Annotated in this window: 11 protein-coding genes; 5 read left to right on the forward strand and 6 right to left on the reverse strand. The window is 73.0% G+C overall.

Annotated features, from left to right (window positions below; genetic code table 11):
- Positions 1-8 precede the first annotated feature (8 nt).
- The 4 genes from D9753_RS02015 to D9753_RS02030 form a co-directional block, all read right to left on the reverse strand.
- Positions 9-1,805: a non-ribosomal peptide synthetase gene (locus tag D9753_RS02015; RefSeq protein WP_121785442.1), complete on the reverse strand. Its 1,797-nt coding sequence runs from the start codon at positions 1,803-1,805 to the stop codon at positions 9-11.
- A gap of 136 nt (positions 1,806-1,941) precedes the next feature.
- Positions 1,942-2,697, reverse strand: a complete 756-nt coding sequence (locus D9753_RS02020; RefSeq protein ID WP_163010592.1) for a thioesterase II family protein — start codon at positions 2,695-2,697, stop codon at positions 1,942-1,944.
- A gap of 693 nt (positions 2,698-3,390) precedes the next feature.
- Positions 3,391-4,836 carry an argininosuccinate synthase gene (gene argG, locus D9753_RS02025; RefSeq protein WP_121785444.1) on the reverse strand — a complete coding sequence of 482 codons (1,446 nt, stop codon included), beginning with the start codon at positions 4,834-4,836 and terminating at the stop codon, positions 3,391-3,393.
- A 161-nt stretch (positions 4,837-4,997) separates the two neighbouring features.
- Entirely contained in the window at positions 4,998-5,993 is a 996-nt protein-coding gene (locus D9753_RS02030) for a dienelactone hydrolase family protein (RefSeq protein ID WP_338057956.1), read from the reverse strand.
- A 92-nt stretch (positions 5,994-6,085) separates the two neighbouring features.
- Between D9753_RS02030 and D9753_RS02035 the strand changes: the two genes are divergently transcribed.
- The 5 genes from D9753_RS02035 to D9753_RS02055 all read left to right on the forward strand — a co-directional run bounded on the left by D9753_RS02035 (position 6,086) and on the right by D9753_RS02055 (position 11,344).
- Positions 6,086-7,276, forward strand: a complete 1,191-nt coding sequence (locus D9753_RS02035; RefSeq protein ID WP_121785445.1) for a low temperature requirement protein A — start codon at positions 6,086-6,088, stop codon at positions 7,274-7,276.
- 123 nt (positions 7,277-7,399) lie between these two features.
- The gene (locus D9753_RS02040; RefSeq protein ID WP_205614029.1) at positions 7,400-9,274 is read left to right on the forward strand and encodes an amidohydrolase; all 1,875 of its coding nucleotides are present in this window, start codon (positions 7,400-7,402) and stop codon (positions 9,272-9,274) included.
- A 132-nt stretch (positions 9,275-9,406) separates the two neighbouring features.
- On the forward strand, positions 9,407-10,069 hold the full coding sequence (locus D9753_RS02045; RefSeq protein WP_121785446.1) for a hydrolase: 663 nt from the start codon (positions 9,407-9,409) through the stop codon (positions 10,067-10,069).
- A gap of 38 nt (positions 10,070-10,107) precedes the next feature.
- The gene (locus tag D9753_RS02050; protein WP_121790842.1) at positions 10,108-10,632 is read left to right on the forward strand and encodes a DoxX family protein; all 525 of its coding nucleotides are present in this window, start codon (positions 10,108-10,110) and stop codon (positions 10,630-10,632) included.
- Positions 10,613-11,344, forward strand: a complete 732-nt coding sequence (locus D9753_RS02055; RefSeq protein WP_121785447.1) for a YoaK family protein — start codon at positions 10,613-10,615, stop codon at positions 11,342-11,344. The genes D9753_RS02050 and D9753_RS02055 overlap by 20 nt, the downstream gene beginning before the upstream one ends.
- Before the next feature lie 27 nt (positions 11,345-11,371).
- Here the strand turns inward: D9753_RS02055 and D9753_RS02060 are convergent, their stop codons facing one another.
- Positions 11,372-12,616: an extracellular solute-binding protein gene (locus D9753_RS02060; protein ID WP_240468001.1), complete on the reverse strand. Its 1,245-nt coding sequence runs from the start codon at positions 12,614-12,616 to the stop codon at positions 11,372-11,374.
- 112 nt (positions 12,617-12,728) lie between these two features.
- Positions 12,729-13,469 (reverse strand): alpha/beta fold hydrolase, encoded by a 741-nt coding sequence (locus D9753_RS02065; protein WP_205614030.1) that lies wholly within the window; start codon positions 13,467-13,469, stop codon positions 12,729-12,731.
- Positions 13,470-13,499 lie beyond the last annotated feature (30 nt).

The following is a 13,499-nucleotide window of genomic DNA, read 5'->3' on the forward strand; positions in this document are numbered from 1 at the left end:
CTGTCCACTCAAGGTTTACCCACCTCGCTGTTCTGCCGGTTCTCGATGACGAGAGCCAGGCTTCGAATGGTTCTGCCCGTGTAGGGATCCGAGTTGTCCAGTTGGACCCCCAGGCTCTCCTCCACGTCGGCGACGAGGTCCATCACGCTGAGGGAATCGCCGCCGAGTTCGAAGAAGTCGTCGTCCAGGCCCACTCCGAGGGGCGCGAAGATCTTCTGCCAGATCGTGAGGAGCGCGGATTCGACGGGTGACGCCGGCTCGGGCGCCGGGCCCGCCGGTGAGGTCGCGTCGGAGTACAGCGCGGCGAGGGCCGCTTCGTCCACCTTGCCGTGCGCGGTGACGGGCACGGCGTCGACCGGGATGATCGCCGACGGGACCATGTAGTCCGGCAGGCTCTCCTGCGCCGTGGCGCGCAGCCGTTCGACGTCGCTCGCCGTGGGGCCGACGACGAAGGCGACCAGGCGGGGCGTCGCCGAGGTGATGTCGCGGCGCAGCAGCACGACGTGGTCGACCGAGTCGTCCTTCGTCAGGGCCTCGGCCACGTCACCCAGCTCGACGCGCCGGCCCCGGATCTTCACCTGTTGGTCCCGGCGCTCCACGAATTGGAGATTGCCGTCCTCGTGCACCCGGACGATGTCACCGGTCCGGTAGACCCGATTTCCGCCGAAACGTGGGGACGAGGGCACGAAGAAGCTTCCCTCGGTCAATTCCGGATCACCCAGGTAGCCCCGGGCCAGGCGGGCTCCGGCAAGATACAGCTCGCCCGTGCCGCCGGGTTCCACCGGCTCTCCCTCCTCATCCACCACGAAAACTTCGGTGTGGTCGATGGGCTTTCCGATGAGCACGTGCGGATCCGAGGCGTCGAGCGAGTGGACCGTGGAGCACACGGAATTCTCGGAGGGGCCGTACTCATTGAGGAGTTTCACGTCGGGAAGCCGGGAGAAATGCTCACGGACGAGGCTGGAGGTGAACCATTCCCCGGCGATCGTGATACTTCGCAGCGCTTTGGTCGATTGTGCGCTCATGCCGGCGAGGAGCCGGCTGTAGAGCGCCGGGGTGATGAGGAAGTGCGAGACCTCCCGCCGCTCCATCAGGCCGATGAGATAGCGCCGGTCCGTGATGCGGTCCCGGGCGGGCAGGAGGAGGCGCGCTCCGGAGGTGAGGGCGCAGAAGGTGTCGGCCACCGAACTGTCGAACGAGGGCCGGGGCATGGCGAGCGTCGTGTCGTCCGGACCGAACCCGTAGTAGGCGTTGCGCCAGGTCAGCGTCTTGACGATCGAGTGGTGCTCGACCGCTGTCGCCTTCGGTGTCCCGGTCGTGCCCGAGGTGTGGATCACATAGGCGAGATCCGTGGGCGTCGACAGTGGTGCCGGGTCGGTGTCCGGCGTGTCGAGGGTGGCGCTCATGACGTCGGTCACGAAGAGCGCGCCGCTGAAGAACGCGGCGCCCGCCGCGGCGGACGACTCGACGAGCAGTGCCCGGGGCGACGTGTTCTCGATGATGCGGTGCGTCACGGCCGGCGGGTTGTCCGGATCGAGGGCGACATAGGCACCGCCGGCCTTGAGCGCGGCGAGCATGCCGATGACCACGCTCGGCGGATGCCGTACGAGAATGGCCACCCGGTCGTCCGGGACGACTCCGGCGGTGTCGCGTAGGTAGTGCGCCAGCTTGTTGGCTCTGCGGTTCAGTTCGCCGTAGCTGATGCATTCGCCCTCGTACTCCAGGGCGATACTATCGGGAGCTTTTCGGACGCTTTCCTCGAAAAACTGGTGCAGGGTCCCCGGTTTGTCGGGTGCTATCGCCACATGTTCCCCCTGTGCGAATACCGTGAATCCTCGACCTCGGCAGCTTATCCGTCGTCAATCGAACACTCAAGGGGGACTTCTCTGCATTCCGCGGCGGCCTGGACGGATAAACCGGGCCATTCCCCGGACGACCGAACTAGACATCGAGCGCGCGGGCGAGCGCGCCGATGGTCGCGGGCGTCGAGTTCTGCGGGAAGAAGTGCCCGCCCGGCACCGCCTCCAGCCGGAAGGGGCCGGCGCACAGCGGGCGCCAGGTGGCCGCCACGTCGGCCGTCACGTCGAGGTCCTCGTCCCCGTACAGCGCGGTGACGGGTGTCGTCAGGCGCGGTCCGTCGAGCGGCGGGCGGAAGGAGGCGTGCGCGGTGAGGTCCGCGCGCAGCACGGGGAAGAACCGTTCCCGGAACGCGGGGCGGTCGAGTCCCGCGGGGTTCGCGCCGAGACGTTTCCAGAGCAGCTCGATCTCGTGGTCGTCCCCGGGCGCCCGGGGTGTCGCCGGTCCGGGTGCTCCGGCCGCGAGCACGGCGAGGTGGGCCGGCGGGCGCCCCAGTCGGGTCAGTTGCTGCGCCACCGCGTAGGCCAGGCATGCCCCGAAGCTGTGCCCGACCAGGATCAGCGGCTGCGGAAGCGCGAGGACGGCCGGCATGACGTCTGCCACGAGGTCGGGCACGGAGTGCAGCAGGGCCTCGCGTCCGCGCGCCTCCCGCCCGGGCGGGACATGGGCGTAGAGGTCGATCCGGTCGGGTAGTACGCGCCGCCAGGAGGCGTAGGCCGTCGCCCCTCCCCCGGCGTGCGGGAAGCAGACGAGGCCGGCTCCGCGAGCCTGGTCCCCCGCCTGGTCCGACGGTCCGAAGCGGTGCAGGGACACGCTGCTGGGACCGGAATTGTTCTGCATGTGCACACCACCCAAGGGGATCCACGACGAGGTACTGCGTGAGGGGCGTCCGGTTGCGTGACGAGGCGCGTGCCGGCCGGCGGGGTGCCGGCGTGGCGGCCTGCGGGTCACGGCCTCCGGGGTGGCGCCTGGCGGCGTCTGGTGCCAGCAGCCATGACCTCACGTACCCGTGGTGCGGCAGTGGGCGTCTGGTGTGCTGGCACGGCGCTCCCTTGAGTGGTGGACGGGGCTGGCGTGGTGCCCGGGTTCGCGGCTCGTCCGGTCCCGGCCGGGCCGGGAGGACGGTGACGTGGGGGTCGTCGCGGTATGCGGCCCGGTCCCGGGGACTGTGTGCACTGACGTGCGGTGGCGGCGTACCGCCTGTGTGTCGTGTGTCTGAGTGAGCCCCGCCCTGTGGCCTCCATGTCTATCACAGTCCACCGATCATGGACCTGACTATTTTGCGCCACGGTGGCGCGGGATCGTCGCCGGTGGGACGGCCCGCACGAGCGGCGCGTGCACGGCGTGTGCGCGTCGTGAGAGCGGGGTGAAGGACCCGCGTACCGGGCGGCGTTGCCGGTGGGAGGGGGCCGGACGGTGCGTGGCGGCCCGGGCCGGCCGGGGCTCCCGGTCCGGCCCGGGCGGACGGCGGCGGGCCCCGGCGGTGTGACACCGCCGGGGCCCGCTGCACGGGGGCGCGCAACCGGTGACCGGTCAGTCCGCGCCGGACTCCATCGCGGCGCGGTCCAGCATCTCGTCACCGGCGGCGGCCTCGCCGCGGGAGGCGATGACCTCGGCGCCGCCCTCCGGCATGCTGCCGATCAGCCCGGTCGCGGCCGCCTGGGCGGCGCCGATGGCGGGATGCCCGGTGCCGATCAGGCCGAGTCCCGCGTACTGCTCCAGGCGCGCGCGGGAGTCGGCGATGTCGAGGTTGCGCATGGTGAGCTGGCCGATGCGGTCGGAGGGGCCGAACGCGGAGTCCTCGGTGCGCTCCATGGACAGCTTGTCCGGGTGGTAGCTGAACGCGGGGCCGGTCGTGTCGAGGAGCGAGTAGTCCTCGCCGCGCCGTAGCCGCAGGGTCACCTCGCCGGTGACGGCGGCGCCGACCCAGCGTTGCAGCGACTCACGGACCATCAGCGCCTGCGGGTCCAGCCAGCGGCCCTCGTAGAGCAGCCGGCCGAGGCGGCGGCCCTCGTTGTGGTACTGGGCGACGGTGTCCTCGTTGTGGATCGCGTTGACCAGGCGCTCGTAGGCGATGTGCAGCAGGGCCATGCCGGGGGCCTCGTAGATGCCCCGGCTCTTGGCCTCGATGATCCGGTTCTCGATCTGGTCCGACATGCCGAGGCCGTGGCGGCCCCCGATGGCGTTCACCTCCATGACCAGTTCGACCGGGGAGGCGAACTCCTTGCCGTTGACGGTCACCGGGCGGCCCTGGTCGAAGCCGATGGTCACGTCCTCGGGGGCGATGTCGACCTCGGGGTCCCAGTGCCGGACGCCCATGATCGGCTCGACGGTCTCGATGCCGGTGTCCAGGTGCTCCAGGGTCTTGGCCTCGTGGGTGGCGCCCCAGATGTTGGCGTCGGTGGAGTACGCCTTCTCCGTGCTGTCGCGGTAGGGCAGCCCGTGCGCGAGCAGCCACTCGGACATCTCCTTGCGGCCCCCCAGCTCGGTCACGAAGCCGGAGTCCAGCCAGGGCTTGTAGATCCGCAGGTGCGGGTTGGCGAGCAGCCCGTAGCGGTAGAACCGCTCGATGTCGTTGCCCTTGAAGGTGGAGCCGTCACCCCAGATCTGCACGTCGTCCTCGAGCATGGCCCGCACCAGCAGGGTGCCGGTGACGGCGCGGCCGAGGGGCGTGGTGTTGAAGTAGACGCGCCCGCCCGAGCGGATGTGGAACGCGCCGCAGGCCAGAGCGGCCAGTCCCTCCTCGACGAGGGCCGCCCGGCAGTCGACCAGACGCGCCACCTCGGCGCCGTAGCTGGTCGCACGGCCGGGCACCGAGGCGATGTCGGGCTCGTCGTACTGGCCGATGTCGGCGGTGTAGGTGCACGGGATGGCGCCCTTGTCGCGCATCCATGCGACGGCGACCGACGTGTCGAGGCCGCCGGAGAAGGCAATGCCGACGCGCTCGCCGACCGGAAGGGAAGTGAGGACCTTGGACATAGGAAGAGTATGCAGGATTCCACATCTTCATGCAGACCCCCGGGGGGTGATACTCGGCGCACCGCGCCCACTGGGCACGGACAAGCAGGGAATCGTCGCGGCCAGCTATCGTACGGTGACCGTCCGTACCGGTTCGTGCCGGTCCGTGCGGCCGGTGACCGCTAGAGCGTGGGCCTCAGGTCGAGGAAGTCCAGTACCCGGCGCCACGTCAGCTCGGTCGTGGCGGGGTCGTGGTCGGGAAGTGCGGGCTCGGTGTGGAAGTGGCCGACGCCCGGGTAGCGGAAGACCTCCAGGTCGACGCCCCTCTTCCGGGCCGTCCGGTGCAGCGCGGCGACGCGCTCGGGCGGTGCGAAGTCGTCCGGTTTGCGGCGTGCGGCTGCACCCGGAGTCCCGGCCGGGCGGACCCGGGAAGGCCGGCGGTGGCGTGCGGGAGAAGGACGCCGGCGGCGGCCGGGCGTTGGGGCCAGACCTCGGCGACCACGCCCGCGCCCGTCGGGACACCGGCGAGCACCGTGTCGTCCGGCATGCCGCTGAGGGCCTGCCGGGCGCGACGGGCCACCGCCGCCCAGCCGACCCGGTCGAGCAGCCGGAAGCCCTGGTCCAGGGGGGCCGCGGTCTCGCCCCCGAAGAGGTCGGGCGTGACGACCTCGTGACCGGCGCGACGCAGTCGCTCGGCGGCGAGCAGCTCGACCGGGCGCAGAACGAGAACCGAGTGGAACAGCGCGACGCGCACCATGGTGCCATCGTGCCGCACCTCGGCTCCCGCCCGCCGGTCGGTGCGGTGCGGGCGGACGCGTCTCCTGGACGGCTCGCGCGGGGTCGCGAGGGTGCGCGGCGTGCTTGGCGGCGTGCCGCACAGCGGCTGGAGGTCCGCCGGGGTCAGCGACGCGTCCTGCGCCCCCGAACCGCGCCCTGAGCACCGCCAGCCGCTCCGGGTGAGGCCGACCGCCGGGGCGGCGTCGGCTCCAGCTCGGCGACGAGGCCCCGTCCGGGGCGCCCGGCGGGCGGGGCGCGCGCACGGGCCGTCCGCCGGACGGTGTGCGCGCGGGGGCAACTGTTCGTGCGCCGGCGGGCGCAGCCGTCCGCCCGGTCCCCTCCACGCTCGCAACGGCTGCCCGGGCCGACGGGCACGAGGAGAGGAACGGAAGTGGGCGCACGGGCCGGCGGGATCGTCCTCGGTGTCATGAGCCGCCGCCGCACGGGGCGTTCACCGGGCGGTGCGGCGGGGTGGTCGCGTCCCGGAGGGGCCATGCGGGGGCGGGACCCCGGTGAGCCGCACCGGACCGCCACGTCTCTGGAGCTCCTCTTCGGCCTGTGCTTCGTCATCGCCGTGGCGGAGGCCTCCCGGGGCCTGAGCGCCGCGGTGGCCGGCGGACACGCCGCCTCCGGCGCCCTGCGTTTCGCGCTGGTCTTCTTCACGGTCTGGTGGGCGTGGATGAACCTGACCTGGTTCGCCTCCGCCTACGACCCGGACGACGTGCCGTACCGGCTGACGGTGCTCGCGCAGATCACCGGGTCACTCGTGCTGGCCGCCGGGGTCGCCCGGGCCTTCGAGGACGGTGACCTGCGCGTCATCACCCTGGGGTACGCGGTCCTGCGGACGACCCTGGCCGCCCTGTGGCTGCGGGCCGCGCGGTCGGATCCGGCCCGGCGCCGGACCGCGCTGCGCTTCGCCGCCGGGGTGACACTCTGCCAACTGGGGTGGACGGCGTTGCTGTTCGTCCCGGCGCAGGTGCGGTTGCCGGCGATCCTGGTGATGATCGCCGGCGAGCTGACGGTCCCCGTGTGGGCGCAGTCTGCGGGGATGACCCCGTGGCATCCCCGTCACATCGCCGAGCGCTACGAGTCGTTCGTCCTCATCGTGCTCGGCGAGTCCGTGGCCGCCGCCGCCGCCGCGGTCCGTGACGCGGCCGGCCGGCACCGCGACTCCGGCGCGCTGTACCTGCTGGCGGTCGGGGGTCTGCTCATGGTCTTCGCCATGTGGTGGCTGTACTTCGCGCGGCCCGCGCACACGATCCTCGCCACGACGCACCGAGCGGCGCGCAGGAGGTTCGTCTGGGCGTACGGCCACTTCCCGGTCTTCGCCTCGGCCGCGGCCGAGGGCGCCGGCCTGGCCGCTTACGCCGTGCTGACGCAGCGCCACGGTGACGCGGTGCCCCTGGCCGCGCGTGCCGCGGTCACCGTGCCGGTGGCGGTGTTCCTGATCACGGTGTGGGCCGTGCACGTACGCCCTCACCGGCGCCGCGGCACCGAGCGGTTCGCGTTCCCCGCCGTCGCCGTCGCGGTGCCGGCCGCCGCCTTCGCACCGGCACCCGCGCTCGTCGCCGGGCTGCTGTGCGCGGCCCTCGTCGTCGTGGTCACCAGGGCCGACCGGGCGTCGTGCACGGGCGGACCAGTCGGGGTGCACGCACAGGAAGGCCGCCGCGCCGGAGGTGCCTAGCGTGAGGGCGGGGCAGACGCGACCGCGCCGATGTGCGGGAACACGACGCGTCGGCCGGTCCGTGCCATGACGTGCTGCGACGCGCACATGTCGCTTGAGAAGGGGGGTTCCAGGGTGCCGACGATGCCGGTCGGGCTGGTCCCGCAGGCCACCGACGATGCCGCGGACCTGGTCGTCCGCAACGCGAAGGTCCACACCGGCGACCGTGGCCGGCCGCGGGCCGGGGCGATCGCCGTGCGGGACGGTGTCATCACGGTCGTCGGGGACGACCACGACGTCGCCCCGCACGTCGGCGCGGCCACGCGGGTGGTCGACGCGCTCGGCCGGCGGGTGGTCCCGGGGCTCAACGACGCTCATCTGCACGTGATCCGCGGCGGTCTGAACTACGTCCTTGAGCTGCGCTGGGACGGCGTTCCGACGTTGCGCGAGGGTCTGCGGATGCTGCGGGAACAGGCGGCGCGCACACCCAAGGGGCAGTGGGTGCGGGTGGTGGGCGGCTGGTCGGCCGAGCAGTTCGCCGAGCGCCGGCTGCCGACCGTGGCAGAGCTGAACGCGGCGGCTCCGGACACCCCCGTGTTCGTCCTGCACCTGTACCAGTCGGCCGTACTGAACCGGGCGGCGCTCAAGGCCGCCGGGTACGGCAGGGACACGCCCGATCCCCGGGGCGGCCAGATCGTGCGCGGCCGGGACGGCGAGCCCACCGGCATGCTGCTGGCCGCGCCGAGCGCCCTGGTGCTGTACTCGACCCTGGCGAAGGCGCCCGTGCTCGCGGACGCGGACCGCAAGACCTCCACCCGGCACTTCCTGCGGGAACTGAACCGGTTCGGACTGACGTCGGCCATCGACGCGGCCGGCGGTTTCCAGAGCTTCCCCGAGAACTACGCCACCGTGGTCGAACTGGCCGAGGCCGGTCAGTTGTCGCTGCGGATCGCCTACCACCTCTTCCCGCAGACGGCCGGGCAGGAACTGGCCGACCTGACCCGCTGGACCGAGTCGGCCCGCCCCGGGGACGGTGACGCGTGGCTGCGGCTGAACGGCGCCGGGGAGAACCTGACCTGGGCGGCGGCCGACTTCGAGAACTTCGCCCAGCCGCGCCCGGAACTCGCCTCCGGCTACGAGACGGAGTTCGAGAAGGCGGTGCGCCTTCTCCTGGAGCACGGGTGGGGTTTCCGGCTGCACGCCACGTACGACGAGACGATCCGCCGCGATCTCGCCGTCTTCGAGAAGCTCGCCGCCGAGGGACTCTTCCCGGGCGGCAACCGGTGGCTGTTCGACCACGCGGAGACCGTGTCCCCGGCGAGCCTGGACCGGATCGCCGCCCTGGGCGGGGCGGTGTCCGTGCAGAACAGGCTGTCCTTCCAGGGCGAGGCGTTCCTGCGCCGCTACGGCCCCGGGGCCGCGGCCGACGCCCCGCCGGTCCGGGCCATGCTGGAGCGCGGGCTGACGGTGGCCGCCGGCACGGACGCCACCCGGGTCTCCACCTACAACCCCTGGGTCGCCCTGCACTGGCTGGTCAGCGGGCGCAACGTCGCCGGCCTGCCGCTGCGCCCGCCGGCGAACCGGGTCGACCGCACGACCGCGCTGGAGATGTTCACCCGCGCCGGGGCCGCGCTGACCGGCGAGGAGGAGGTCAAGGGCGTGCTGCGTCCGGGCTGTTACGCCGACCTCGCGGTGCTGTCCGAGGACTACTTCACCGTGCCCGAGCCGGACATCCCGCACATCGAGTCGCTCCTCACCATCACCGGTGGCCGGATCGTGTACGCCACCGCCGAGTACGAGGGGCTGGACGAGGAGCTGCCGCCCGTCAGCCCCGGCTGGAGCCCGGTCGCCCACTACGGCGGTTACCAGGCCTCCCGGCCCGGCGCCGCCGGCGCCCGCCAGGCCCAACTGCTGGGCGAGGCCGTCACCGCGTCCGAGGAACACCGGGCGTGGCGCGTCACGCGCGGCCTGGTCGCGGACGCCCCGGACATCTCCTCCGATCCCTGCTTCGTCCTCTGAACCCCCGGAAGGGGCCGGGCCCCCGAGCCGTCCCTTCCGGGTTCCCACCCGCCGGCACCGTCCACCGGACGGCGCCCTCCCGCGGCACGGACAGCGGTCCGCGCCGCTCCCTGCCCAGAAAGGCCCACCCTCATGGTCGACATCGCCGATGTCACGCCCGCTCCCAGCCCCGACCTGCTCACGCCGGACAACTGCGCCGTGCTGTTCGTGGACCACCAGCCGCAGATGTTCTTCGGCACCGGCAGCGGTGACCGCACCGCCATCATCAACGCCACCCTCGGCCTGGCCAGGGCCGCCCGGGCCTTCGACGTCCCGGTCGTGCTGAGCACCGTGGCCGCCGAGTCCTTCTCCGGCCCGATCCTGCCCCAGCTCGCGGACGTCTTCCCCGACCAGAAGATCATCGACCGCACCAGCATGAACGCCTGGGAGGACGCCGCCTTCGTCGAGGCCGTCAGGGCCACCGGCCGGCCCAAGCTCGTCATCGCCGGTCTGTGGACCGAGGTCTGCGTGGTGCTGCCCACCCTGTCCGCGCTCGCCCAGGGCTATGAGGTGTACGTCGTCACCGACGCCTCCGGCGGCGTCAGCCCCCAGGCCCACGAGCACGCCGTGCAGCGCATGATCCAGGCCGGCGCCGTCCCCGTCACCTGGGTACAGGTGCTGCTGGAACTCCAGCGCGACTGGGCCCGCACGGAGACCTACACCGCCGTGACGGACGTCGTGAAGGAGCACGGCGGCGCCTACGGCCTCGGCATCGTCTACGCCCAGGCCCTCACCGGCGCCCACGCGGCCGGCTGACCCGCACCACCGGACACGTCAGGAACAGGCAGGAGAAGATGAACACGGGACTGCTGGTGCTCCGGCTGGTGGTGGGGCTGCTCATCGCCGGGCACGGGGTACAGAAAGTGAGTTTCCACCTCGGGGGCCATGGTCTGGCGGGCGGCACCGAGGAGTTCCGCCACGACGGATTCCGTGGCGGCCGGCTCACCGCCGTCGTCGCGGGGGCCAGTCAGATCGGGGCCGGTCTGTTCCTGACCGCCGGGCTGCTCACGCCCCTGGCGGCGATGGCCGCCATGGGTGTGATGACGGTCGCCGGCACCGTCAAACGCGTCCACGGCCTGTGGGTGCAGAACGACGGCTACGAGTACCCGCTCGTCCTCGTCGCCGCCTGCGCCGCGCTCGCCCTCACCGGGCCCGGCCGCTGGTCCCTCGACCACGCGTCCGGGCTCACTCCCTGGCCGGTGTGGATCGTCCTCCCGGCGCTGGTGATCGGCCCGACCAGCGGCCTGCTCACCCGGGCGGTCCTGCACCGCGCCCCGGCCCCCTCCCGAGGAGTCCCGCATGCGCAAGCTGCTGACTGACGCCGCGCGTACGCTAGTACCGCCCGCCGGGGACCGGCAGGGGCCGCTGCCCCCGCTGCTGCTCACCCTGACGCTGGTCACCGGCCTGGTCGACGCCGTCAGCTACCTGGCACTCGACCACGTCTTCGTGGCCAACATGACCGGCAACGTCGTCTTCCTGGGCTTCGCCCTCGGCGGTGCGGCGAACCTGTCGGCGCTCGCCTCCCTCACCGCCATCGCCTCCTTCCTGCTCGGTGCGCTCACCGGAGGCGGACTCGGCACCCGGTTCGCGACGCACCGCGGGCATCTGCTGCGGGCGGCCACCGGGGCCCAGACGGTGCTGGTGGCGGTGGCCGTGGCCGTCGCCGCGTATGCGGACGGCCGGGTCACGACCGGCGTCCAGTACACGCTCATCGTGTTCCTGGGACTGGCGATGGGCCTGCAGAACGCCGTGGCCCGGCGGCTGGGCGTCCCGGACCTGACCACCACCGTGCTGACCCTGACGCTGACCGGACTGGCCGCGGACTCCACGCCGGCCGGCGGTGAGGCCCCCCGGCCCGGCCGCCGGATCCTGTCCGTCCTCGCCATGTTCACCGGGGCCCTGGCCGGGGCCCTGCTGCTGCGCCACGGCCACCTGGTCCTGACCCTGGGGCTGGGGCTGGCGCTGCTGGCGGCCACGTCCGTCACGACCCACCGGCTCTCCGCCGCGGACGCCGGCTGGATCCGCCCCTGACCCGCCCTACCGGGCCTCCCGGTGCCCTCAGCGCGCGGTGGCGATGCGCTGCCCCTGCCGGAGCGCCTGCCGTGGTGTCTCCTCGCCGGTCAGCGCGGACTGGATCGCGGTGTACATCCCGGTCGCCGCCCGGGGCCACCGGGCGCCGAGCCGGCCGGTACGGGAGCGGGCGGTCCGGGCGCTCCGCACGAACGCGGCCATCGACGGCACCTGCGCGGCGTACCGGTCGGCCACCCGGGTCCGGGCGGGCACGGTGAAGTTCTGCCGGGCCAGGGCGAGCATGTGCGCATCGTCGGTCAGACAGGCGAGCACCCGGGCGGCCTTCTCCTGCCGGGCCGGGGAACCGCTGCGCGGCACCGTCCACATCTCTCCGCCGAGCGGTGTCGCCAGGGTCTGCCCCGCCGTGCGGACCGGGAGGGGGGCGACTCCCCAGTGCAGTTTCTCCGTCCGGTTCATGGCGGCGATCCGCCAGGGGCCGTTGACCATCATGGCGGCCCGGCCGGCGACGAACTGGTCGTGGACGTCGGCCTGCGTCCAGTTGAGCACCGATCTCGACATGGATCCGCTCCGGAGGAGGTCGACCCAGAGCCGGAGCGCCTGCGCGGCCTGCGGGGAGTCCAGCCGCCGCTCGTCGGCGCCGTTGGACCACAGGAACGGCAGCAACTGCCAGCTACCCTCCGCGGTGGCATTGGCGGAGACCGCCATGCCGTACCGGCCGGGGCGGGTCAGCCTGGCCGCCGCCGCCTTCAGCTCGTCCCAGGTCCTCGGTACGGCGACACGGGCCTCGCGGAGCATGTCCTTGTTGTAGAAGAGGGCGGTCGTGTTGACGGTGGGCGCCAGTCCGTACACCGTGCCCCGGTAGCTGCCGGCCGCCGAGATGCCCGGGAAGAAGCCGCTGGAGTCGATGCCGTACCGGTCCAGCGGCGTCAGCGCGCCGGTCGCGGCGATCTGCTGCACGTCGGGGTTGTCGAGCATCAGCAGGTCGGGCAGGGTTCGTGCCGCCCCCTGCCGGAGGACCGTGGGGACCACCGCGGGCACCGGGACGCTGCTGTGCCTCACGGTGACGCCCGCCGTCCTGCCGCAGTCAGCGAGCCGCCGGCTCCACTGGGCGTGTTCGGTGGCGTCGGTGTAGTAGTCGAGCGCGGTGATCGAGGTGACGGTGGCGGACCGGTCCGCGGTCCCGCCGGCGCATCCGCCGGCGGCCAGGACGAGCACGGCGGCGCCCAACAGCCGCGACATGCGCCGGATCAGCGGACCGGTCGGTGAGATCATGGTGGTTCGTTTCCCGGGGTACAGGTGCGGGCACGGTATGTCGGTCGCGGGAGGTTCCTGCGGCGTACGCCGGCCCGCCCCGGCGACCGGATCATGGTAGGCCACGGGCGGCTCACGCGGCCGGGGCGGGGCCGTGGCCGTCGTCGCGGGCCATGCCCTGGACGACGGCCTCCCGGATCATCGCCGCCACGGCCTCCGGCCGGGACAGCACGACGGCGTGCGAGGCGTCCAGCACGTGTTCGGTCGCCGTCATACGCTGGGCCATGAACCGCTGGGCGGAGGGGTTGAGCATCCTGTCGGCGGTGGCGACGGCGTACCAGGACGGGGTCCAGGCCCACCCCGGCCGCCCGGACCGTTCGGTCAACGCCTCCGCCTTGATGGGCCGTTGGGCGGTGGCCAGCAGGTGTGCGGTGCGGGGCGGGAGGTCGGCGGCGTACACCTGCGCGAACCGCTCCGCCCGGATGCGCAGTCCGCCCCGGTCCACGGCGGTGACGGTGGCGTCCGCCATCGGCGTGGGGGCGAAGCGGCACAGGACGTCCTGGACGCACTCCCCGGCGTCGAGCCCGAACGCCGCGACGTAGCACAGCGCCAGCACGCCGTCGCACGCGGCGGCCTGGGTGATCACCGCGCCGCCGTAGCCGTGGCCGACGAGGACGACCGGGCCGGCCGCCCGGTCCAGGAGGGCCTGGAGGCAGGCGGCGTCGTGCGCCAGCCCGCGCAGCGGGTTCGCGGGGGCGACCACGGCCAGGCCGGCGGCCCGCAGGTGACCGATGACCGCGCTCCAGCAGGAGGCGTCGGCGAACGCCCCGTGCACGAGCACGACGGTCGGCGGTAGGGCGGTGGGTCCGTGCATGGCGGTGGCCTCCGGCTGGATTCGATGGGC

The sequence above is a fragment of the Streptomyces dangxiongensis genome (assembly GCF_003675325.1).
Taxonomy (GTDB): domain Bacteria; phylum Actinomycetota; class Actinomycetes; order Streptomycetales; family Streptomycetaceae; genus Streptomyces; species Streptomyces dangxiongensis.

Coding starts and splice junctions, on each gene's coding strand:
- D9753_RS02020 (WP_163010592.1), bottom strand. CDS start 2,697: ATGCAGAACAATTCCGGTCCCAGCAGCGTGTCCCTGCACCGCTTCGGA.
- argG (WP_121785444.1), bottom strand. CDS start 4,836: ATGTCCAAGGTCCTCACTTCCCTTCCGGTCGGCGAGCGCGTCGGCATT.
- D9753_RS02035 (WP_121785445.1), top strand. CDS start 6,086: ATGCGGGGGCGGGACCCCGGTGAGCCGCACCGGACCGCCACGTCTCTG.
- D9753_RS02040 (WP_205614029.1), top strand. CDS start 7,400: ATGCCGGTCGGGCTGGTCCCGCAGGCCACCGACGATGCCGCGGACCTG.
- D9753_RS02045 (WP_121785446.1), top strand. CDS start 9,407: ATGGTCGACATCGCCGATGTCACGCCCGCTCCCAGCCCCGACCTGCTC.
- D9753_RS02050 (WP_121790842.1), top strand. CDS start 10,108: ATGAACACGGGACTGCTGGTGCTCCGGCTGGTGGTGGGGCTGCTCATC.
- D9753_RS02055 (WP_121785447.1), top strand. CDS start 10,613: ATGCGCAAGCTGCTGACTGACGCCGCGCGTACGCTAGTACCGCCCGCC.
- D9753_RS02060 (WP_240468001.1), bottom strand. CDS start 12,616: ATGATCTCACCGACCGGTCCGCTGATCCGGCGCATGTCGCGGCTGTTG.
- D9753_RS02065 (WP_205614030.1), bottom strand. CDS start 13,469: ATGCACGGACCCACCGCCCTACCGCCGACCGTCGTGCTCGTGCACGGG.